Source organism: Methylobacillus glycogenes JCM 2850 (assembly GCF_000617925.1).
In the GTDB taxonomy this organism is placed as follows: domain Bacteria; phylum Pseudomonadota; class Gammaproteobacteria; order Burkholderiales; family Methylophilaceae; genus Methylobacillus; species Methylobacillus glycogenes.
The window spans coordinates 155359-176972 of record NZ_BAMT01000002.1 but is presented as its reverse complement, the minus strand read 5'-3'; the positions used below and the strand labels follow the sequence as shown (position 1 = coordinate 176972).

The following is a 21614-nucleotide window of genomic DNA, read 5'->3' as shown; positions in this document are numbered from 1 at the left end:
TCCATGACTGATAGACAATAGCGCGGGCTGTAAGATGCAGGGAATTACTCCTGCTTTATACCTATCACCTTGCGAGCTAAGCCTGCAGCTCAAGATATGCCTGCGCCAGAAATGCCAGCACCATACAAGCCAGCGACTCAGTGTTTTTCGTGATGCCCAACCAAACCTATCATCACGCGCACCACTACATAGACCAGCAGTGAGAACATGCGCTTGAAGATATGCCGTCGTGACCAATCCTCTGGTCGTACCCGCGTGGCCTTCTCTGCAATGGCGCGCTCTAGATCAGCCTTTAACTCGGCATTGAAGCGCTTGTCCTGCACCACGATATTGGCTTCACGTGCGAGCAATAAACTAAAAGGGTCTAGATTGGAAGAACCCACAGTGGCCCAGCGTTTATCCATGACCGCCACCTTGCTGTGCATGAAGCTGGCGCGGTATTCATAGATTTCAATGCCGTGCCTGAGAAACAGCGCATAGACTTCGTGCGTGGCAAACATCAGCCAGTATTCCATGCGCCCCTGCAGCAGCAGGCGCACCCTGACACCGCGTTGGCTGGCTGCAATCAGCGCCTGACGGAATTTCTTGCCCGGCACGAAATAGGCACTGGCAATAATGATTTCTTCCCTGGCCTTGCCTATGGCCTTGAGATAGGCCCGTTCTATATCGCGTCTGTGCAGCACGTTGTCACGCATCACAAACGCTGCACGCATGCCATCGGTGATAAAACTGGGCGCGGGCAATACCGGATGCGGCACGGCTTCACGCAGATGCAGCCAGGCCAGCCGCCGCCAGAGATTGCGTGTACTCAGATGCAGCGCGAAGACCAAAGGGCCTTCCACCTTCACGGCATAATCCACACGCGGGGCGGCACGTTTACCCGGCACATTCATGTCATCAATGATGTTGATGCCACCGACATAACCATGCTGGCCATCAAATACCGACACTTTGCGATGCAAGCGCCGCAAGCGGCTACGCTTGAGCGACCAGGGGGATATCTTAGGCCTGTAGACCATGACCTTGACGCCAGCGGCTTCCAGCTGCTGCACATAATCTGGCGCCAGTTTGCGGCTGCCATAGCCATCCAGCAAAAGCATGACCTGCACACCGCGCTGGGCTGCTGCCATGAGCTTGTCGCCTATCATGCGTCCGGTGTCGTCCAGTTCGTAGATATAGGTCTGGATATAAATCTCGCGCTGGGCGCTCTCAATGGATGCAGCCAATGAGGGGAAAAACTCAGTGCCGTTCTTGAGCAGAGTAATACGGTTACCAGACTCCCAGCGCATCATGTTCTCGACAGCACGGCGGTGAGGGCTGCGTGATCGGACACCTTGAGGAAGCTAGGCCCGGCATGGACTTCCACATGGCGCACATGAAAACCGCGTACATAAATTCTATCCAGGCGGAACATGGGCAGGAAAGAAGGGAAACTACGCGCAGGCTTGCCGCCATGATGCTCAAAGACTTCGTGCAAATGCAAACCATGCACCAGTTCACGCCCGGCGCTCATGCTCCAGTCATTGAAATCACCGGCAATAATCAGCGGTGCATCTTCAGGCACCATCTCGGCAATGCGGTCACGCAGTATGGCTATCTGCTTGCGACGCCAGCCTGCAAACAAACCCAAGTGTACACAGATGCAGTGCAAGGGTTGCGGCCAGCCTTCTATGGCGATTTCGCAATGCAGCAAGCCGCGTTGCTCGCTGCTATGCGCGGAGATATCGGCGTTTTCATATTTGATGATGGGGTATTTGGACAACAGGGCGTTGCATGATGACCTGCCGGATAGACCGAATTTTTGCCGTAGGCATAAGCGCTCCAAACGCTATCGGCAAGAAACTCAACCTGACCGTCCAGCGGCCAGGCACTGAAACGGCGGCTATGCTTGATGTGCTGATCGCGCACTTCCTGCAGAAAAACAATATCGGCTTGCAGCTTGCGGATTAGCTCTCTCTGCTCATGCAGGGCAAACCTGGCATTAAAGCTGGTGACACCCTTGTGAATGTTGAACGTGGCAATCCGTATGATGCTCTGCAAGCTTAGCCTTTCATCAAGATGCGTCCAGCATGCGTTGCAGGGAAAGACGCGCCAGTTCTGCCTCGTGCTCGGGCACATGGATGCGGTTCACCACATTGCCTTCGACTAGGTTTTCCAGGGTCCAGGCCAAGTGCTGCGGGTCTATACGTGCCATGGTCGAGCATTCGCAAATCACGTGTGACATGAATTGCACTATCTTGCCCTCAGGCTTGAAGCGCTCTGCCAGGCGGTTAACCAGGTTAAGCTCAGTACCTACCAGCCAGCGCGTGCCACTGGGGGCTTCAGAAATAGTCTTGACGATATATTCGGTAGAACCGACATAATCGGATTGCTGGCAGACCTCAAACGGGGCTTCAGGATGCGAGATGACGATGCCATCGGGATGCTCGTTGCGGAACTTGATAATGCTGGCCGGGCGGAACATCTGGTGTACCGCACAATGGCCCTTCCACAGCAGAATCTTGGCATTGCGGATTTGTTCTTCAGTCAGGCCGCCCATGGGCTGATCAGGATCCCACACTGGCATTTGTTCCAGCGGAATGCCCATCTTGTAACCGCTCCAGCGGCCCAGGTTTTGATCTGGGAAGAACAGTACCTTTTCGCGGCGGGCAAAGGCCCAATCCAGCATTTTGGTGGCGTTACTGGAGGTGCAGACAATGCCACCATGATCACCGCAGAAAGCCTTAAGGTCTGCTGCAGAATTGATATAGGTCAGCGGTGTGATCACTTCGTCAAAATCAAACAGCTTAGACAACTCACGGCGGCTGCGCTCTACCTTGGCCAGGTTGGCCATATCGGCCATGGAGCACCCCGCTGCAAGATCGGGCAAGATGGCAATCTGGTCAGGGCGCGAGAGTATATCTGCCACCTCGGCCATGAAATGCACACCGAGGAAAACGATATATTCGGCATCCACCTCAGCCGCATTACGCGATAATTTGAGTGAATCGCCAGTGTAGTCAGCGTGCTTGTAAACGCCATCGTGCTGATAGTGGTGACCGAGAATCACCAGGCGCTTGCCGAGCTTTTCGCGCGCGGCAATGATGCGCTGCTGACACTCTTCGTCTGCGCTGTGTTGGAACCGCTCGAATTTGATGGCTGCTGTTTGCATAGATTCAACCTGCTAAATACTGACGCTAAAACTGAGAATAATATTGCCTGCTAAAGTTGCAGGCCGTGACGTTCGCCCAAGGCACGTATTGCCTCTACATTAGTCCAGGAAAACACCTTTTGCGCCGCTTCACGCCAATTCACCCATTCCTGCGCCGTATGCTCACGCGGAGCGAGTTGGACAGTGACAGGCGCTGGTAATTCCAGACCAAAGACATGTTCTGTATTTTCCGTCACCCCGGGCGCATAGCGATGACGCCATTGCGGATAAATTTCATAGACATGCTGCATCTGCCAGTCACTAAGCTGATAGTCCAGGGCATTAAGTCCGGTTTCCTCTGCCACTTCGCGGATTGCCGCCTGCATGGGTAATTCCAGCGTACCTTCGGGCAAATACTCAAGACTACCTGTCACCGACTGCCAGTAACCCGCATGATCAGCACGCTCGATCAACAGCACCTGCAAATCCACCGTGTGGATCAGCACCAGAGCTGAAACCGGGACTTTATGCGGGGGAGTATGTGTGGCTGTATCCTGGCTCATTATTCACCTTCAAAGCTGCATAGTGAATATGTGGTGTATCCCAGCTTTTGCAAGCGTGCATCGCCACCAAGATCAATCAGATTAATAATAAAAGCACAGGCCACAATCTCGCCGCCCAACTTGTTGATCAACACCGTGGCAGCCTCTGCCGTACCCCCGGTGGCAATCAAATCATCCAGCAACAGAATGCGCTCACCCGGCTCTATGGCATCACTATGAATCTCCACACGGTCACTGCCGTACTCCAGCTCATAGTCATGTCCCAAGACCGTGCCCGGCAACTTGCCCTGCTTGCGCACAGGCACAAACCCCAGCCCCAGCTCATAGGCAACAGCCGCAGCGATGATAAAGCCACGTGACTCTATGCCCACCACTTTATCCACCCCAGCATCGCCATAGCGCTCTGCCAGCGCTTTAACAACCTGCCTTAAACCCTCTGCATCCTTGAGCAAGGTGGTGATATCGCGAAATTGAATACCGGGCTTGGGGTAGTCAGGGATGGTGCGTATGAGCGACTTGAGGTTCATCTTAGAATCTTTTCAGCTTATCGCCAGCGATCGTTGCCACAGTCGCTCCAAAAAATGCAATCGCGCCGGGCGGGCAAGGCGCACTTGCGCAGACAGTACGCCAAGTACGGCAAGCAAGTGCAACGCCGCCCGCACAAGCGAGTGCATTTTTACGCTACGGGGTTCTGTTGGCGGACGCGTATGTGTAACTCGCGTAGTTGCTTCTCGTCGACTTCGTTCGGAGCCTTGGTCATCAAGCACTGCGCACGTTGTGTCTTAGGGAAAGCAATCACATCACGGATAGACTCGGCACCTGCCATCAAGGTCACCAGACGGTCCAGACCAAAGGCCAGACCACCATGCGGAGGCGCGCCGTATTGCAGGGCATCCAGCAGGAAGCCAAACTTCTCTTGTGCTTCTTCCTTGCTGATCTTGAGTGCATCAAACACCTTGGACTGCACTTCCTGCTTGTGGATACGTACCGAACCGCCGCCGACTTCCCAGCCGTTCAGCACCATGTCATAAGCCTTGGACAAAGCAGCGCCAGGGTTGCTGACCAAGAGGTCTTCATGACCTTCCTTAGGTGCAGTGAAGGGGTGATGCAAAGCCACCCAGCGGTCGTTTTCTGCATCGTGCTCAAACATGGGGAAATCAACCACCCACAATGGAGCCCAGCCACGGCCATCAACATGGCCTTTCTCGTGGCCTACCTTGCTGCGCAATGCGCCCAGGGCTTCGTTCACAATCTTGGTCTTGTCGGCACCGAAGAAGACGATGTCGCCGTTCTGCGCACCAGTGCGTTCAATAATGGCCTTGAGCGCGGTTTCATGGATGTTCTTGACGATAGGGCTTTGCAGGCCTTCTTCGTTGAGCTTGCTGGTGTCATTGATCTTGATATACGCCAGACCCTTGGCACCGTAAATCTTGGCAAACTCGGTATAAGCATCAATCTCGGAACGCGAGATAGTCGCACCACCTGGCACGCGCAGTGCAGCCACACGACCATCAGCAGCATTGGCCGCACCGGAGAACACCTTGAAGTCCACATCCTTCATGACATCGGTGAGTTCGGTGATTTCCAACGTCACGCGCATATCCGGCTTGTCAGAACCGTAACGGCTCATGGCTTCAGAGAATGGCATGCGTGGGAATGGGTTGGGCAGGTCTATATCCTGCACATCCTTGAACATCTTGCGGATCATGTCTTCTACCAACTGCATGATCTCTTCTTCGCCGAGGAAGGAAGTCTCGATATCCACCTGGGTGAATTCAGGCTGACGGTCAGCACGCAAGTCTTCGTCACGGAAGCACTTGGTGATCTGGAAGTAACGATCAAAGCCAGACACCATGAGCAATTGCTTGAACAGCTGTGGTGATTGCGGCAACGCAAAGAACTGGCCGTGATGCACACGCGAAGGCACTAGGTAATCACGTGCACCTTCCGGGGTGGAGCGTGTCAGCATAGGGGTTTCAATTTCCATGAAACCATTGCTGTCCAGATGATCACGCAGGGTCTTGGCCACGCGGTAGCGCAGTTTGAGATTTTTCTGCATGGTCGGGCGACGCAGGTCGATATAGCGATGCTCCAGGCGCACCATCTCGGACAGGTTGTCGTCGTCCAGCATGAAAGGTGGCGTCAGCGATGGATTGAGGATTTCAATCTCGGTCGCCAGCATTTCCACTTCACCTGTTGGGATATTGAGGTTAACCGTGCCTTCAGGGCGGGCGCGCACCTTGCACACTACCTTGAGCACAAACTCGTTACGCACGCTCTCGGCCAGCTTGAAGGCTTCTGGTGTATCAGGGTCAATGACGATCTGCGCCATGCCCTCACGGTCACGCAAATCGATAAAGATGACGCCACCGTGGTCACGGCGCCTGTGCGCCCAACCACACAGGGTGACGGTCTGGCCTATAAGTTCACGGTTGAGTTGGCCGCAATAATGAGTACGCATAACTGTTATCTGCTATCGAAAAAGGTTAAAAATCAGGGTTTGAGCTTGCTGGCTGGCGCCACCACACCCATGGATATAATGTATTTCAAAGCTTCATCCACACTCATGTCCAGCTCCACCACATCGGCGGCGGGCATCATCAGGAAGAAACCCGAGGTTGGATTGGGCGTAGTCGGGATATAAACGCTGACATATTCACCCGGTAAATGGTTGGCCACATCCCCGCCCGGCTGCCCGGTGAGAAAACCTATGGTCCAGCTACCTTGGCGCGGATACTGCACCAGCAAGGCCTTGCGGAAGGCCTGGCCAGAATCGGAGAACAAGGTATCGGAAACCTGCTTGACGCTGTAGTAAATGGACTTGACCACAGGCACGCGCGCCAACAGCGCTTCCCAGAACTCAATCAAACGCTTGCCGAAGAAATTGGTGGCAATCACCCCAGTGCCAAACACAATCAACAAGGTCAATATGGCACCTATGCCAGGCACGGCATGACCAAACTGCGCCTCTGGACGCCAGGCCACTGGCAGCAGCAGCAAACTTTGATCCATAAAACCAATCAAGGTGCTCAGCACCCAGATGGTGATACAGAGCGGCACCAGCACCAGCAAGCCGGTTATAAAGTAACTTTTCATTGCAGGGCTTTCATTACAGAACGCTCAATTGCAGAGACATGGGCATGAGTGGCTTTTATCGGCCCCAACATCAGTGGCAGGCACAACCAGTGCCACAGGAAGCAGGCGCTGCTTCCTCTGTTTTCTTGGCCGGGCTGCTACCCTTGAAATCGCTGGCATACCAGCCTGTACCGTTCAGCTGGAAATTAGGGGCGGAAACCTGCTTTTCGAAACTGGCTTGGCCACATTGCGGACAAGTCGTGGAAACAGCCTCACTGACCTTGCGCATCAGCTCGGCCTTGTGGCCACAGCTGGAACATTGATAATCGTAAATAGGCATGGCAACAACCCCATCAACCGCGGAAAAACGAAATTATACCCGATTGCGAGTTGGCAACGATACCAGGGGAAAGATAGCCAGAGAAGATAAGGGCAGGGACTGGCGTACTGAACTGTGTGCTGGGGATGACACTGTGTAGGCTGGTAGGTGAGTAACAGGTGTGCGAGAACATGGGTGACGCATTTTTGCTTGATCCATCTTTGGTAGTGGGAGGATAGGTGGTATTAACCCCTGCTCCCGCTGGCGAGAGATCTTGTTTCGCCTTGCCGGGCGACTTACTTTCTTTTGCTTCGCCGAAAAGAAATGTAAGCAAAGAAAAGGCGACCCGATTCCTGCGTCCCGGCTAAAGCCGGGCAACCTGCGTTGCTCCCAGTTTCTGGGGTCTTGCTCAAACTCGCTACGCTCAGACAGTCGCAAGCCCTTAATCCAGAAACTGCTGCGCTACTCGGCGCACTCAACGGGAAGAAGGTCAAAAGCCAGGGGTTAAGTAGCAGGAATGGAAATTGAAACCCCAAATATCTCGGCAATAGTGCATAGCGTCAGACTCAGACTGACTGTCTCATCGTCATCAATGTAGCCTGATCCGGAGCCTTTGACTTTCCCTCCCGTATAGACCCGCCGAGTAGCACAGTGTTTATCGGGAATAGGCTCGCGATTGTCTGAGCGCAGCGAGTTTGAGCGAGACCCCGAGAAACGCGAGCAACGCAGGTTACCCGGCTGCAAGCCGGGGGGGGGGATATCCGGGTCGCCTTTTTCTCTGGGTTACTCTCTTTTGGCGAAGCAAAAGAGAGTGACTCGCCATCCAGGCGAAACAAGGCTTCTCGCAACCTGAGCTATGGGTCAAGTCCAGCTAACCTCCCCCAACAGCGGATGCAGCAGACACAAAAAAGGGCAAGCCCAAGCTTGCCCTTACCGTGCCAAAATCCCTACTTAAGCAGACTTACGGCGACGTGCAACCACGCCCAATGCCGCCAAGCCCAGACCCAGCATAGCGTAGCTGCTAGGCTCAGGAACCGCAGCCACAAACTTCACTTCACTCAGGCCAACCCATGGCCATTGCTGGTCATAGTTAGTGAGAATATCGAAACGCACATAACGTGCACTGGCGGAGAAATCCACCACTTGCGCAGCAATATCACCACCATTGGAGCGTGTCAGGGTGCGCAAATCACCCACGGTTGTGAAATTCACACCGTCATTGGAAACCTGGATGTAGAAATCCTTGAGGCCGCGGTTGTAATCGATATCAGAGTTGTATTGCCATACCAGCGCACTGCCGAGGTTGTATTGCTGACCGAGATCAAAAGTCAGTTGCGCGGTGGTATCAACGGGATAAGTACCTTCCTTAATCCACATATCGGACCAGTTACCGCCGTGCAGATCACCATTCAGACCGGAGTTGTTGATCAGGTTATCAGCAGACACTGTGAAATGTGAGCTGGAAGCAACAGCGCTTACTGGCGTTACAGTGTTGGCTGGCAGTGCAGCTTGGGCTTGCAATGCAGTCATGGTCAAACCAGCCAGTGCAATTTTGGAGATGAAGTTCATGATAATCCTTTGTGATTCTTTCAAATTAATGCACGCATAAGTGCCAGATGCGGTGGCGCAAGACGACCACCCAACATATTCCCGGCATCGATGCTGCAGTTGCCAGGGCGACGCCAGCTTAAGTCAGTGAAATGTAAGTTTGATGCCAGCGCCCTAGTCTCATAGGCTCATGCTCATGCATTTATTGCCTGCCAAGCCTTACCCCATATGGCTCAAGCCCAGCAGTGAGGATATGCCCCTTAAAGAAATCAGCATAAAAGCGCCATAATTTCGCAACATTGTTGCGCAATCGTGTTGCATTTCCTTATAATCCAGCTATCCATTTCTGTGACCTGACGTTTTGCTCCCTGCCCTCGCTGTCTTCTTTACCTCTGCAACTTAAGCAGAGCAAAGCATGACACGGCGTGCTTTTTGCTAATTCAATATTCCATCAACCTGGCTCGCTATGAGCATCACCCTCGCCATGACCAACACGCCTTCCCTTACGCAAGCACCACGCAACCCTGATTTGTCGTCGCCACGTTATGCATCGCGCCTGAGCAGTGGGCTGGCTTTGCTGTTTATGGCTTATGTAGCACCAGGATGGGCTGATGACCTGCAAGGCAGCGTGGATGAAATCACGGTCAAGGCCAAAAGCACACATAGCAAGGCGGATGCGTATTATCAAAAAGACGCAGGGGCCGCGACCCGCACCAACACGCCGGCCATGGAAACCTCGCAGGCGGTGAATATTCTCTCGCGCCAGGTGCTGGATGACATACACGCCACCCGCCTAGATGACACCATGGAGCTAGTGAGTGGTGTCAGCCGACAAAATAACTTTGGTGGGCTGTGGGACAACTTTGCCATCCGGGGCTTTGCTGGCCATGACAACACTGGGCCTGCCATGTTGCGCAATGGTTTTTCCGGCAATCGCGGCTTCAACCCACCCAGAGACACCGCCAATACCGAGCGCGTGGAATTTCTCAAAGGCCCCGCCGCCGCACTGTATGGCAATAGCGAGCCTGGTGGCACGCTGAATGTAGTCACCAAAAAGCCGCAATTCAAAACCAGCAATAGCACGGAAGTCTATGTAGGCAGTTATGACACTTACCGTGGTGTGATTGATTCTACTGGCCCGCTTTCTGAGAATCTGGCTTATCGCTTGATAGTCGCGGCGGAAGACAAAGGCAGCTTTAGGGACTATGTGGACAGTGAGCGCCTGCTCTTGGCACCTTCCCTGACCTGGCTGATTTCTCCCTCCACGACATTGAATTACGAGCTGGAATATCTCAAGCACCGCACCCCGCTGGATAGAGGCATTGCCCTACGCGATAGCAATGGCAGGCGCTTGCACAATATTCACCGCAACCGTTTTCTTGGCGACCCTGACGCGGGCGACACCACAATGGAAGCCTTTACTCACCAGCTCAGCCTGGAGCATGAGTTTTCCGAGCGCTGGCGTGGCCGCGTGGGAGTGGCGTACAAGCTCAACCGCACCGATGGTGATGCACTTGAAACGCGGCCTGGCTTCAGCTTTATCAGCCCCGCTGGTGACGTCAGGCGACGCTTACGGCAGCGTGATTTAGACTCCAACGATCTTAATCTGCTGGCCGAACTCAATGGCCAGTTTGACACCGCAGGTTTGCAGCATGACTTGCTGATAGGCATGGAGGCATACCGCTTTGAAAATCAGCAATGGCTGGGTAACAACAATGGCGTGGGCAATGCACTCAGCATTAACCAATACTTTCCGCGCTATCATATTGCCTTGCCTAGCAGCTTCACCGTTGCCAGCAACTTCCGCGAGCAACAGACTAATATTGCCCTGTTTTTGCAGGATCAACTCAGCCTGGATGAGCACTGGAAACTCATGACAGGTGTGCGCCTGGAATCCTACCGCCAGGAACTGCATAACCGCCTGAACAACAGCATCACCCGCCAGGATCACAGCGTACTGTCGCCACGTCTGGGCCTGACTTATGTAGTCAACCCCACCCTCTCGCTCTACACATCGTTCAGCCGCTCATTCAGGCCGAATGCGGGGACTGCAGGAGGCAACCAGTTTGGGCTTGATGCCAGCGGCGATGCCTTTGACCCTGAACGTGGCCGCGCCTGGGAAAGTGGCATTAAATACCAGGCCCCAGACCAGCGGCTGGGTGCCACGCTGGCAGTGTTTGATATCACCAAAACCAATGTGCTGACCAACAACCCCAGCCAGCCGGATTTTAGTATTGCCGCAGGTGAAGTGCGCAGTCGTGGTATTGAGTTTGACCTCAGCGGTCAACTGAGTGAGCGCATACGGCTGATTGGCAGTTATACCTTTACTGATGCTTACCTGGGCAAGGATCTCCAACTCAGCCCGATTCCTGGTTTATTGCCGAATGGCATTGTCAGCGCAGGCTCGCGCCTATCCAATATTCCTCGTCACTCTGCCAACGCCATGCTCATGCATGAGCAGCCTTTAGCCAGTGGCGGCAAGCTAGGTGTGGGTGGCGGTTTCAGCTATGTAGGCAAACGCGCCGATAGCAGCGAGGATTTGTTTGAATTGCCCTCTTACGTCACGGTGCGCCTGATGTCGTATTGGCAGATGAACCCCAAGCTGAGGCTCTCACTGGATGTCAGCAATCTGTTTGATCGTGAGTATTACGCCAGTTCTTATAATAGTAGCTGGGTCATGCCCGGCACCCCACGCATGATTACGCTGGGCTTGCAGGCCAAGTTCTAATGGCATCCAACGCTGCGGCCTCAGACCGAATAGCAGCCACTTAAGCCCAGGCTCTTGACCCTCATCCCGTTGAGTGCGGCGAGTAACGCAGAAGTTTCTCTGGATTAAGGGCTTGCGACTGTCTGAGCGTAGCGAGTTTGAGCAAGATTCCAGAAACTGCGAGCAACGCAGGTTGCCCGGCTTTAGCCTGGACGCAAGAATCGGGTCGCCTTTTCTCTGGTGACGCTTTTTTGGCGAAGCAAAAGAGAGTCACTCGCCCGACAAGGTGAAACAAAAACTCCCACCAGCGGCAACAAGGGGCAAGACCACCAGCACCCCTATGTAGATCATCATAGATACAAACTCAGGACATAAACGCACTCAGTCCATCTGGGACAGGCATAAAAAAACGGCACCCTAGGGTGCCGTTTTCATTGCCAAAGGCAAATGTTTCTTACAGCTTGGTCTTGCGGCGACGGGCAACAGCACCCAGAGCAGCGAAACCAATCATCAGCATAGCAACACTGCTAGGCTCAGGTACTGCAGCAATGCTGATCGCACCGCTGTAGATACCGCCAGCCACACCGTTTGCTGTACCAGCAACAGTCAGGTAGTAGTTACCAGATGCCAGGTTTGCGAAGGAGAATTCGCCACCAGCAACAGAACCAGCCAACCATGTATCGTTAGCACTGTACAGGTTGAAAGTCAGGTTGGTGATATCGAACACCTTAACGCCAGCGTTGGTCAGTGGCAGTTGGTTCAAGGAGAACACACCACTAGTAGCATCAGCCAGGCTGAAAGTGAAATTAGTGGAGAAAGAACCAGCAGCTACAGTCTCAGTGTAAGTATTGAGACCAGCATTCAGTTCACCCAGATCCACCACATCAGTTGCGTAAGCACTAGAAGCAGCAACTAAGAGCGTTGCGGAAACCAGCGAAGTTTTGAGAATATTCATAATAGATCCTTTATTCTGATTAATGACTATGAAAATTCCCCCCAAGGCAATTATACATAGAACAAGTCGCCAGTAAAGAATTAATAATTATTCTTATATAATCAATATAACTATTCTGATTTATATCATAAAAAAACGGCGCCCTCAGGCGCCGTTTTTACACTTGGGAATTGAATTCCCTAGCGAGTATTACAGGCTCTTGCGACGACGTGCAACAGCACCCAGAGCAGCAAAACCTACCAGCAGCATAGCAACGCTGCTTGGTTCTGGAACTGGAGTGATGGAGAAGGAGTAAGTACCACCGGAAGCACCGCTAGTCTTACCAGCAACTTGAACGTAGTAGCTACCAGCAACCAGATTGGTCAAGGAGAACTCAACTTGCTCCAGGCCAGGAATGGAAGTTGTGTAAAGCTGTGTATCAGCAACTGCATCACCGAAAATACCGGAGAAAACAGTGAAAGTCAGGCTGGAGAAGTTGAAACGGTCAACGCCGTTTGCAGTCAGAACCAGCTTGCTAACAGCGAAATCAGCAGCGTTACCATCAAGAACGAAGTTGTAAGAATCAGTAAAAGTGGTGTTCTTTTTTACAGTCTTGATAACGTCAGTAGTTTCAGTCAGGTTGCCCAGATCAACTACATCAGCGTGTGCGCTGGAAGCTGCAGCTATGAACGCTACGGAAGCCAGCAATGTTTTCAGGAAGTTCATTTAAATCCCCTAACAATGGTTAATAAATAGTGTGTTACTTATTGGTTTTGGTACTGCGCAAATTATTACTGAATCGATTGCATTTGTCTTGGGCCCGAATGGACTAATGCGGCTAGTCTATTGGGACTAGGCCACTATCTCCAATTTGAAATAAAAGCAAAAATGCACTGATTTCATGCATTTTTTGCCGATTTTCAAGCTTACGCACCAGGATGGTTAGATCAGAAGATCTATCAATTACAGGCTTCAGCTTTATGGGTTTGGACACGCTGCAATCAAGCGTTAAAAACAGGCGAAATTATAGCCGCCCCACAAAGCAAAATCACCGCAAATTGCGGTGATTTTGCTATTTCATTCATGACTGCGAGTAAACAGCCATTACAGCTTGAATTTATCCTGACGACGATAGCCGATAAAACCCATCAATATCAGGCCAGCCATTAACAAGGCGTAGCTGGAAGGTTCTGGTACCGCAGCAATAAAGGCTGCACTACCTGGGCTACCCAGTTCACCGACCTTGTTGGCAAAGCCGCCATGCTCATCACCCGCTTGTGTAAATACCCAGCCGGATGCCTGGTTGGCACCAACCGCGCTCCAGCTGCCAGGCACTGCACTGTTGCCAGTGGTGCGTGGGCCCAGGCCTTGACGGTCATCGTAGCTCAAGCGGTCTATCAGCACGTTGCCATTGAAGATGTTGATTTCGTCTTCACGACCAAGATTGACCGTGAGGTTGCCCAACACCTTGACGTCAGCTGCCAGGTTCCACAGGTTGCGGAAGGCAGTCGCGGTCAACTCGGTCACAATCACGGACTCACCAGCAGCCACGATACCAAAGCTAGCCAGGCTGACAGTACCAGCAACACGGCTGTCATCGTCATAGCTCCAGCCAGTGAAATCCACGGCGGTATTGCCGAAGTTGGTGAGCTCGAAGAACTCGCCACTGGCAGCACTATTGGTGTTGTACATCCACTCGGTGATGCGAACGTCAGCGTGGGCCAAAGTATTCATGGACAACAGGGACATCAGCAGCAGGGTTTTTACTGTTTTCATGCTTTTGTTTCCTTGATTGATTAAGTTTTACGAAGCTTCTTCCAGAATTGCTTTTGTTTTAACACCAAACTTTAGCCACGTTGACGGCGGCGGGCGGCGAAACCGAGCACACCCAAACCAGCCAGCAACATGCCATAGGTTTCAGGCTCAGGCACTGCAGCAATGGCTAAGCGATACAAGGTAGTGGTGTGGGTGCCTTCGTTGGCGATGGACAGGTAGTAGTGACCATCGTGGAAGAAACCCTTCATGCCTTCGGGTGCGAGGTCACTATCGGTAACCAGCATGTCGATGAAACTAACCTTGGTAGGATCAGTGATGTCATAGACCGCCACAGCAGACTTGAGCGTGCGTTCCAGACCAATAAAGGCAATGGTGCGGCCATTGATTTCCAGCAGCTCCACACCTTCAGGCTCTACACCCTTGTCATCACTGCGGCCATCGTCGTAGAGACCAAGTGCAATCGCCCTGGCATCTAGGTCATTGCCGCTGTCGAAGATGAGATTGCCGTTCTGATCACGGATGGAGAAGGAGCGAGCACCAAAAGTGACAACATCACCCGGTGTAGTGTCTGGCTTGGCAATATTGAGGCGGCTTGCATCACTGCTACCACCCAGACGCCCTTTATCGGCTTCATCTTCACGGGTATCGCCCTCATTGGCGAGAACGATATATGTCTGGCCATTGGCTTCATAAGCAGCAATACCGTCTGGCTGGTACAAGCCGCGTGCGGCTACTGGACGCAGTTCAATACGTCCATCACGGTCAGAAGGGTCTATTTCATTACCTGGGGCGCTAAAATCCTTGCTGCCCAAACCGATCACCTTCTCAGCTTCGTTGGTGGTCAGGTTGATCACACCCAAGCCATTAGCTTCCTGCAGGGAAACAAAAGCCTTGGTGCCATCTTTGCTGATAGCGATGTATTCTGGTTCAAAGTCCATGCCAGCGATGGACTTGGGACGCAAATCGCTACCGAACGTTGGCGCACTGTTGAAGTTAACAGTGGCAGATACCGAACGGCTCCCCATATCAATGATGCTGACGCTGCCTACAGGGTCATAACCCTTGTAATTGGTTGGCGTACCTTCATTTGCCACCAGCAACTTGCTGCCGTCGTGCGAGAAAGTCAGCATGTCAGGCAAAGCACCGACGCTGATGGAGTTAACGCCGCTGGCCAGGCTACGAGTGCTGGTGTCGAACAGCTTGACCACACCAGGCTGGGTGCGGTCTGTGGTGTTCTCAATGGCAAAAGCGGCCAGACCATTGTGGATGGAGACGCTATTGATGCTGCCATAGATGCTGGTGTTGATATGCTGAATCAGGCTACCGTTGCTGGCATTGAGTACATCCACGCCTGCCACCCCAGCCACCCACAAGGAGTTGGTCACTTTATCAAAAGCGACAATCTCTGACGATTGACCGAGCACACCAGTATTGGAGTGATCATACGTCCAGAGCTTTTGCAGCGCGTTAAGCGGAGCGGCGCTGGCAATCGCAGGTACAAATGCCAGAGCGATGGCCGCGGAGATAATGGTTTTTTTCATGTAGAGACTCCCTTATGTTTCAGTGCTTTATTGCCAAGCACCAAAACTTTTAATTTGAATATTCCTGTCAGCGACATGCCAGACACCAAGCAAAATGTCAGGCTGGCATGACTGATCTGCAGGCGATTCTAGGGGGTCAATATGACAGGCTCATGTGAGGAACTAGTCCTATCGGACAGGGAATAAATACAGCTGCATGCTGCTTGCATGACTAGGAGCAAAATCGCCAAAGATAGCGGCTAGCTGAAAGCACAAACCCAGCACAGGCCGGGTTTGTGTGTCATGACGAGCGCACGCTAATCTCTGGTGTATCTATTGCTTGATTTCACCAGGCACAGCCTTGGCTTCGTCGAGTTTATCGCGATAGTCCTGTAGGATATTCTCCAGCTCTACGCGCTTCAATTGCGTAAATTTCTCGTCGCGCATTACTTGCTCATAGGTACTGGGCTTGTCATAAATCTTGACCAGTTGCAGGCCAAAGTCATGCAATCTGTCGTTCTTTTCCTGGCTGGCATTCACCTGTTGCTGCTTCTTGACGATGGTCGCCTGCATGGCAGTGCGCTCGGCTTCACCCTTGCGTATCACATCGCGGGCTTCCGCAAGTTGTTGCTCTGCGCTGGCAAGCTTGTCCTGCACGGCCTGCTTCTCTTCTGCAAGCTTAGCCTTTTCTTGCTGTAGCTTTTCCAGGTCTGCATTCAAGGCCGCATTCTTGCGATTGGCGCTGCTGATACTGCCTTGCAGGGCATTGGCCTTGGCCTGCTCCGCCTCTACTTCCTGCTTGAGCTTGGCGCTCTCCTGATCAAACTTGGCTTGCAGCTCCTGCTTTTCTGCCTGCGCTTGCTGCACCATCTGACGCATGCGCTTTTCCTGCTGCTTGGCGGCCTTGTCCTTATCTGCAGCGTGCGCCGGAATTACCTGAGAGACACTCAATATACTGACCGCTAATAGCAGGCTGCTGCCAACATTGCACCAGACACCACGGGATTTCTTCATCAACATGCTCATGATCAGAATCGCGTTGTCAGGTCAAACTGCAGGACATCAATGGACAAGGGCAAGGTGCCACTGATCTCTTTGGTGCTCAACCAGCGTGCTGTCAGCCAAGTGTTCTTGTCTACGCCATAGTAACCGCCGAGTATGAAGCCCTTGGCATTGGTGCCACCAAGGTGGAAGTCGGAATCAGTAAAGGAATCCATTACCGAATCGGCTTCCAGCTTTTTATAGGCCCCAAACACCTGCCAGTCATGACGCTGCTTTATTTCAGGCATACCCACTGCCAGACGCACCTGATAGGCAACATTTTCCTTTTCGTAATCCACCCCGGTGCGACGCAAGATTTCATTCTGGTCAAAACCGATATTAACCGCGTAATCACCTTGCAGAATCACATGTACCGGGTCAAACGCTGCCAGATCGATCTGGCCTGTGAGGTTGACCACGCGGAATTTGGAGGCCAGACCGCAACCTGCACTGGTATAACCCGCCACGCCGCCAGAGTTGACGAAGCCGCAAGACTGCGTGGCGCCGTTTCTATGAATATCGAAGGTATTGTTACCCTTTTGCCTATAGGGCATGACCGTGCCGTTATAGCGCATATCCAGCACGCCTACGCCATTGTTGGCGATACCTTCCACATTCTTGAAATCATAGTAAGCCAGGCCGACCTTGGCCTTGGACTGGTTGGGACTGGTCCACTCGAAACCACCTTGCGCGCCCAGGAACCACTTATCCTTGGCACGATTGACATCGCCCTTCTGTACCTGGTCAATAGGGAAGGCACCGACGGTACCAAAACCTGACCACTGATTATTGAACTTGGGCATAAAGCTGGCCGCTGCACCGTCAAAAGCCAGCGATCTATCCCACACCATATCGGTTGAAAAGAAAGGATTGGCAAAGCGCCCGGCACTAACGCTGGCCCAGGAATAGGGCTTGGCGGTGATGAACACGCGATCCAGACCCCAATCCAGCTTGCCCGCACGGATATCGATAGACTGATTGGGCGAGAGCGGGTTATCCATATGGCCGCTGGTCATGCGTATGCCCGCAGTCAACCAGTCGCTGATTTTGGCATTGATACCAAAGCGCGCACGCACGCGGTATCTGTCCTGGTCTTCAGTGGTATTGGGCATGATGAACTGGCGATTGGTATCACTGGCGAAGACAAATTCCGGCGCATTACGCTCAGAGAAACGCACTGGTTCATAACGCAGGCGTATATCACCCTCGAAGGAGATTCTATCGAGCCAGTCCGGCAGTTTGAGGCGCTCTTCCTCTACATGATAGTTAAGCTTGGCCATGACATCTTTCTCGATATCCGCACGCAACTGCTGCTTAACAAAGTCCGGCACATATTGCACACGCACCACCTGATTATCAGCAGCAGCAACCGCCCCGGCTACTGCCGCAGTTTCGGCATCAGCTTTGGCTTCCGTGGCGGATGCCTGCTTTGCTTGCTCGGCCTTTTGCAGCAAGGCTTCAGCCTTGTCGCGTGACAATATGCCTTCCTGCACCAGGGCCTCGATCAGGCCTACGGTAGTATTACGCAACTGCTCCAGCGATTCCCGCTCGCCTGCGACTGCATTGGATGCCATCAACGTCCAGGCTAGCGCCAGTGCAATCGGCTTCATCTTGAGTACTTCTGTCTTCATCATGTCTTAAGCCTTAATCTGGGCCTTGCGGCCTGTTTGATTCTTGGTACTGCTTCAACCCACACTCTTGGCCGATATCCGCAACTTCACTGGTTGCGGCATATCGTCCGGTGGCGCATCGCTGATGCGCTGTATGGATTGCAATGCCTTGCGCAGCAATTCATCTTTTTTCTCGTCACCCGTAGAGGACTGCAATTCCAGCTTCTCTACATTGCCTGCCTTATCCAGCCAGATAGATACCACCAGTTTGTATTGCTCGCGCGCCAGTTCGGGCTGCTTGGCAATCGCTTCTTCTATCTGCGACTTGATCTTGCCGGTGTACCAGGCATAGGCGGCCAGCCCTTTGTTGCCACCTATCTTCACGCCAACATCGCCACCGTTGTAATCACTGCTCACCTTGCCAGCACCAAAGGCACTAGGTGCATCCCCGGCATCGCTTCCATCTTCAGGTTCTGCGGCTCAGGCGGTGCGTCTATGGGCTTGGGCTGCTCCACCTTGATTTCCTTAGGTTCTTCCTTGGGCTGCTCTTTAGGCGGCTCCTTGGGTGGCGGCGGAGGTGGCGGTGGCGTATCCGGCAATAACTTCACCGTGGTCACTGGCGGCTTCTTGGGGCCAGGCTTGCTGGAAAGCAGGCTGTACACGCCATAAGCCAGCGCCAGGAACACCAACCCACCTACTACCAGCCATACCGCATTGGCCTTACTTGGCTTTTGATTCTCTGCTGCCATCAGGTGCCTATCCTTGAAGTCACCAGACCGACGTTCTGGATTTCCATGCGCGTCACCAAATCCACCACCGAGACAATCCCGGCATAAGGCGCACGTGCATCGCCCTTGATCATTACCGAGAACTTGGGGTCACGCGCGCGCGCGGCATTGAGCTGGCTTTCCAGCTCAGTGAGGTTGACGCCCATGCCATTGAGCAACAGGCCGCCACCTTCCTGCACCTGCACAATCTTCACTTCATGCTGCTCGGTGCTGGGCTTGTTGGAGGGCTTGGTAGATTCATGGTCAGGCCCTGCACCGAAGCCGTGGTCATCAGAATAAAGATCACCAGCAGCACATAGGCCAAATCCAGCATGGGCGTGATATTGATGGAGTCGTAGGGTTTGCTGTCGTCCTGAACCTGCATGGCTAACCCTCGGCTTTCTTGGTCACCAGGCCCACTTCCGTGATGCCCAGCTTCTTGCATATTTCCAGCACGGCGGAAACCTTCTCGTAATGTGCGGCAGCATCGCCCTTGAGTACCACGGGCAACTCGGGATTGTTGGCCTTGTATTCACCCAGGCGCTGCTCCAGCGTGGCGAGATCTACCGGATAGGCATCCAGATAGACATCGCCCTCGCCAGTGATGGTGATGCCGCGTATATCAGGCTTGGCCAGGTTGCCAGTGGCGCTGGTCTGCGGAATTTCCACTTTTACGCCCTGTACCGAAGCCGTGGTCATGATGATGAAGATGACCAGCAGCACATAGGCGAGATCAAGCATGGGCGTGATGTTGATCTCGTCATAGGGCTGGTTGTCTTCCTTGATATCGGCCATGTGCGCTCCGCTTACTTGCCGTAGAGCTCAGCCACGCGGGTGATGTACTCATCCACGAAAATCTGCATATCGGTGTTGATATTCTTGATGCGGCTGGACAGATAGTTGTAGCCAAACAAGGCTGGAATCGCCACCGCCAGACCTGCTACCGTTGCCATCAGCGCCGCGGCAATACCCGGCGCAATCGCGTTTACGTTGACATCACCCGCCGCCGCAATTTCGGCAAAGGTAATCATCACACCGATCACGGTACCGAGCAGGCCGAGGAAAGGACCGCCGGAAATCGCAATGGTGAGCAGCACGACATTGCTATTGAGCTTTTTGTTTTCACGGATCAGGTCGGCATCTACTGCAGCCTTGATCGCATCCAGCGAAGCTCCACTCAACGCCAGTGACCTGCCTCGTCATAACGTTTGCGAATCTCGCGCAGACCAGCCAAATACAGGCGTACCACGGTGGAGTTCTGGATATCAGCACCCTGATCCAGCTGCAGCAACTCGGCATGCCCCGCGTCATTGAAACGATTGATAAAGATGCGGTTGGCCTTGTCATTGCGTGCCACCTGGCGCGCCTTGGCCACCATCACCGCAGCACTGATCGCAAACATCACGGCCAGAATAATAATGACCACCCAGGCATCCACGGTCAGGCTGTGGAACAGCACCATAAAGTGCGAGCTACCGCCCTCTTCTTCATCTTCACCTTCGGCGGCGCTCACCTTAATCAACTGACCATCCATGCTTTGGCCGCTGGCTGCTGCCTTGATCCAGGCAGCGCTGCGGGCAGCCGAAGCCAGCACCAGCTCGTCCAGCTCACCCTGATAGCCATTGCCAACTTGTACGGCATCCTGCAGTGCAGGCAGCGCGGCCGCACCGTTGGCAACTTCAGCGCCATCGATATACAGCACAGCCTTGCCGCCAGCCACTGTCACGGCAACATGTTGCCAGGCCGCAGGCTTGAGCTCGCCACCTGCGACCACAGCGCTGCCGTTGTTGAATTGCAGCTTGCCAGCCGCCAGGCTGATGGTCACAGCGCCTTGTTGATACAGCGTGCCTTCAGCAGCACCAGGCTTGAGCCAGGCTGTGAAGCTAAAGCCCTGTGCATCGTTAAGCGCCAGCGCCGGATTAGCGGCCAGCACTAGCGGCTCACCATTCAATACCGCCGCTTCACCTATCAAGGCAGCTTTTTGCACGGTGACATTGCCTGAGGCGGTCAGGCCACGCTTGCTGTCCTGCAGCAAGGTGCTTTCGGCAAAGTGGAATACCGCAGCGGTAGCAGCATCAAAACTCCCTGCTGCGTCTGCTGTTGAGGTCGCGGTTTCGTTACCGGAGTACAGCCAGATATGTGCGTCCTTGGCCGCAGGGTCGAGCTTGGGCAGCAGAACCCAGATCACCGCCAACTCATTGATGGAATCGAATTTCTCGATATGGAATTTAAGTTCGGTCTTGTCGTCACCCGCCACTACACGCAGGTCGGAACCATCGAGATTGGCACTGGAAAAGTCGAAGTTGCCGGAGTGCAGGCGCAAGACTACAGGCACTTCGGGTTCAGCCGCAGTAATCCCTGCCGCATTAATGGTGATTTTGGCGCGGCTACCCCATGCTTCTTTGCTGGCCTCATTCCATTCGGCGTGTACCAGGCTTGACCCCAGCAGCAACATCAGCAGAACTACATACTTTCTCAACATCGAACCGCGCTCCAGAACAAAGCGCGTAATATAAATTTCATGTGTGACTCAACAGTGACTTGTATGTGAAATTGCTGTGTCACCAATATGTAAAAAGGACTAGGCTCGGCCTAGTCCTTTTTGCTGAGTCCACCTGCTGTTG

Annotated in this window: 20 protein-coding genes and 2 pseudogenes; 1 reads left to right on the top strand and 21 read right to left on the bottom strand. The window is 53.3% G+C overall.

Going from position 1 to position 21614, the window contains the following annotated elements:
* Positions 1-137: 137 nt before the first annotated feature.
* The 9 genes and pseudogenes from clsB to JCM2850_RS22445 form a co-directional block, all read right to left on the bottom strand.
* Positions 138-1289, bottom strand: a complete 1152-nt coding sequence (gene clsB, locus JCM2850_RS04635; RefSeq protein ID WP_081774972.1) for a cardiolipin synthase ClsB — start codon at positions 1287-1289, stop codon at positions 138-140.
* Positions 1289-2040 (bottom strand): annotated as a pseudogene (locus tag JCM2850_RS17130) (endonuclease/exonuclease/phosphatase family protein). The gene clsB and the pseudogene JCM2850_RS17130 overlap by 1 nt, the downstream one beginning before the upstream one ends.
* 13 nt (positions 2041-2053) lie before the next feature.
* Complete coding sequence (gene nadA / locus JCM2850_RS04625) at positions 2054-3151, bottom strand: quinolinate synthase NadA (protein ID WP_025870089.1); 1098 nt, start codon at positions 3149-3151, stop codon at positions 2054-2056.
* A gap of 50 nt (positions 3152-3201) precedes the next feature.
* On the bottom strand, positions 3202-3693 hold the full coding sequence (gene nudB / locus JCM2850_RS04620) for a dihydroneopterin triphosphate diphosphatase (RefSeq protein WP_025870086.1): 492 nt from the start codon (positions 3691-3693) through the stop codon (positions 3202-3204).
* Entirely contained in the window at positions 3693-4220 is a 528-nt protein-coding gene (locus JCM2850_RS04615) for an adenine phosphoribosyltransferase (protein ID WP_025870084.1), read from the bottom strand. Before JCM2850_RS04615 ends, nudB begins: the two co-directional genes overlap by 1 nt.
* A 149-nt stretch (positions 4221-4369) precedes the next feature.
* Complete coding sequence (aspS, locus tag JCM2850_RS04610) at positions 4370-6154, bottom strand: aspartate--tRNA ligase (RefSeq protein WP_025870082.1); 1785 nt, start codon at positions 6152-6154, stop codon at positions 4370-4372.
* A gap of 32 nt (positions 6155-6186) precedes the next feature.
* On the bottom strand, positions 6187-6789 hold the full coding sequence (locus tag JCM2850_RS04605) for a DUF502 domain-containing protein (protein ID WP_025870081.1): 603 nt from the start codon (positions 6787-6789) through the stop codon (positions 6187-6189).
* Between the two features lie 70 nt (positions 6790-6859).
* Entirely contained in the window at positions 6860-7108 is a 249-nt protein-coding gene (locus JCM2850_RS20870; RefSeq protein WP_025870079.1) for an FmdB family zinc ribbon protein, read from the bottom strand.
* A gap of 930 nt (positions 7109-8038) precedes the next feature.
* Positions 8039-8656: a discoidin domain-containing protein gene (locus JCM2850_RS22445; RefSeq protein WP_025870077.1), complete on the bottom strand. Its 618-nt coding sequence runs from the start codon at positions 8654-8656 to the stop codon at positions 8039-8041.
* Between the two features lie 445 nt (positions 8657-9101).
* On the opposite strand from JCM2850_RS22445, the gene JCM2850_RS04585 reads away from it, so the two are divergent.
* The gene (locus JCM2850_RS04585) at positions 9102-11363 is read left to right on the top strand and encodes a TonB-dependent siderophore receptor (RefSeq protein WP_234406099.1); all 2262 of its coding nucleotides are present in this window, start codon (positions 9102-9104) and stop codon (positions 11361-11363) included.
* A gap of 433 nt (positions 11364-11796) precedes the next feature.
* On the opposite strand, the gene JCM2850_RS20325 is transcribed toward JCM2850_RS04585, so the two are convergent.
* The 12 genes and pseudogenes from JCM2850_RS20325 to JCM2850_RS17110 all read right to left on the bottom strand — a co-directional run bounded on the left by JCM2850_RS20325 (position 11797) and on the right by JCM2850_RS17110 (position 21472).
* Positions 11797-12297: an FxDxF family PEP-CTERM protein gene (locus JCM2850_RS20325; RefSeq protein ID WP_025870074.1), complete on the bottom strand. Its 501-nt coding sequence runs from the start codon at positions 12295-12297 to the stop codon at positions 11797-11799.
* Positions 12298-12486: 189 nt separating this feature from the next.
* The gene (locus tag JCM2850_RS04575) at positions 12487-13002 is read right to left on the bottom strand and encodes an FxDxF family PEP-CTERM protein (RefSeq protein ID WP_081774958.1); all 516 of its coding nucleotides are present in this window, start codon (positions 13000-13002) and stop codon (positions 12487-12489) included.
* Positions 13003-13380: 378 nt separating this feature from the next.
* Positions 13381-14052 carry a lamin tail domain-containing protein gene (locus tag JCM2850_RS04570; protein ID WP_025870070.1) on the bottom strand — a complete coding sequence of 224 codons (672 nt, stop codon included), beginning with the start codon at positions 14050-14052 and terminating at the stop codon, positions 13381-13383.
* A 71-nt stretch (positions 14053-14123) separates the two neighbouring features.
* On the bottom strand, positions 14124-15593 hold the full coding sequence (locus JCM2850_RS04565) for a choice-of-anchor I family protein (RefSeq protein WP_025870068.1): 1470 nt from the start codon (positions 15591-15593) through the stop codon (positions 14124-14126).
* Between the two features lie 312 nt (positions 15594-15905).
* On the bottom strand, positions 15906-16586 hold the full coding sequence (locus JCM2850_RS04560) for a hypothetical protein (protein WP_025870067.1): 681 nt from the start codon (positions 16584-16586) through the stop codon (positions 15906-15908).
* Between the two features lie 14 nt (positions 16587-16600).
* Positions 16601-18247, bottom strand: coding sequence for a putative porin (locus JCM2850_RS04555; protein WP_088177733.1), 1647 nt, complete (start codon positions 18245-18247; stop codon positions 16601-16603).
* A 51-nt stretch (positions 18248-18298) separates the two neighbouring features.
* A complete protein-coding gene (locus JCM2850_RS21280) occupies positions 18299-18640 on the bottom strand; it encodes a TonB family protein (RefSeq protein ID WP_088177732.1) in 342 nt (113 codons plus the stop codon).
* Positions 18637-18972, bottom strand: a complete 336-nt coding sequence (locus JCM2850_RS21275; RefSeq protein ID WP_088177731.1) for a hypothetical protein — start codon at positions 18970-18972, stop codon at positions 18637-18639. The genes JCM2850_RS21280 and JCM2850_RS21275 overlap by 4 nt, the downstream gene beginning before the upstream one ends.
* Positions 18972-19375 (bottom strand): annotated as a pseudogene (locus tag JCM2850_RS17115) (ExbD/TolR family protein). Before JCM2850_RS17115 ends, JCM2850_RS21275 begins: the two are co-directional and overlap by 1 nt.
* Positions 19376-19377: 2 nt before the next feature.
* Positions 19378-19785, bottom strand: a complete 408-nt coding sequence (locus JCM2850_RS04540) for an ExbD/TolR family protein (protein ID WP_025870063.1) — start codon at positions 19783-19785, stop codon at positions 19378-19380.
* Positions 19786-19796: 11 nt separating this feature from the next.
* Complete coding sequence (locus JCM2850_RS22440) at positions 19797-20171, bottom strand: MotA/TolQ/ExbB proton channel family protein (RefSeq protein ID WP_234406098.1); 375 nt, start codon at positions 20169-20171, stop codon at positions 19797-19799.
* Entirely contained in the window at positions 20168-21472 is a 1305-nt protein-coding gene (locus JCM2850_RS17110; protein WP_234406097.1) for a DUF2341 domain-containing protein, read from the bottom strand. Before JCM2850_RS17110 ends, JCM2850_RS22440 begins: the two co-directional genes overlap by 4 nt.
* Positions 21473-21614: the final 142 nt, after the last annotated feature.

Bases quoted from the DNA above. Each gene is read 5' to 3' on its own strand.
- JCM2850_RS04555 (WP_088177733.1), bottom strand. From the start codon at position 18,247: ATGATGAAGACAGAAGTACTCAAGATGAAGCCGATTGCACTGGCGCTA.
- JCM2850_RS04585 (WP_234406099.1), top strand. From the start codon at position 9,102: ATGAGCATCACCCTCGCCATGACCAACACGCCTTCCCTTACGCAAGCA.
- aspS (WP_025870082.1), bottom strand. From the start codon at position 6,154: ATGCGTACTCATTATTGCGGCCAACTCAACCGTGAACTTATAGGCCAG.
- JCM2850_RS20870 (WP_025870079.1), bottom strand. From the start codon at position 7,108: ATGCCTATTTACGATTATCAATGTTCCAGCTGTGGCCACAAGGCCGAG.
- JCM2850_RS04565 (WP_025870068.1), bottom strand. From the start codon at position 15,593: ATGAAAAAAACCATTATCTCCGCGGCCATCGCTCTGGCATTTGTACCT.
- JCM2850_RS04560 (WP_025870067.1), bottom strand. From the start codon at position 16,586: ATGAAGAAATCCCGTGGTGTCTGGTGCAATGTTGGCAGCAGCCTGCTA.
- JCM2850_RS04605 (WP_025870081.1), bottom strand. From the start codon at position 6,789: ATGAAAAGTTACTTTATAACCGGCTTGCTGGTGCTGGTGCCGCTCTGT.
- JCM2850_RS04540 (WP_025870063.1), bottom strand. From the start codon at position 19,785: ATGGCCGATATCAAGGAAGACAACCAGCCCTATGACGAGATCAACATC.
- nadA (WP_025870089.1), bottom strand. From the start codon at position 3,151: ATGCAAACAGCAGCCATCAAATTCGAGCGGTTCCAACACAGCGCAGAC.
- JCM2850_RS17110 (WP_234406097.1), bottom strand. From the start codon at position 21,472: ATGTTGAGAAAGTATGTAGTTCTGCTGATGTTGCTGCTGGGGTCAAGC.
- JCM2850_RS04570 (WP_025870070.1), bottom strand. From the start codon at position 14,052: ATGAAAACAGTAAAAACCCTGCTGCTGATGTCCCTGTTGTCCATGAAT.
- clsB (WP_081774972.1), bottom strand. From the start codon at position 1,289: ATGCGCTGGGAGTCTGGTAACCGTATTACTCTGCTCAAGAACGGCACT.
- JCM2850_RS04575 (WP_081774958.1), bottom strand. From the start codon at position 13,002: ATGAACTTCCTGAAAACATTGCTGGCTTCCGTAGCGTTCATAGCTGCA.
- JCM2850_RS04615 (WP_025870084.1), bottom strand. From the start codon at position 4,220: ATGAACCTCAAGTCGCTCATACGCACCATCCCTGACTACCCCAAGCCC.
- JCM2850_RS22445 (WP_025870077.1), bottom strand. From the start codon at position 8,656: ATGAACTTCATCTCCAAAATTGCACTGGCTGGTTTGACCATGACTGCA.
- nudB (WP_025870086.1), bottom strand. From the start codon at position 3,693: ATGAGCCAGGATACAGCCACACATACTCCCCCGCATAAAGTCCCGGTT.
- JCM2850_RS20325 (WP_025870074.1), bottom strand. From the start codon at position 12,297: ATGAATATTCTCAAAACTTCGCTGGTTTCCGCAACGCTCTTAGTTGCT.
- JCM2850_RS21275 (WP_088177731.1), bottom strand. From the start codon at position 18,972: ATGGCAGCAGAGAATCAAAAGCCAAGTAAGGCCAATGCGGTATGGCTG.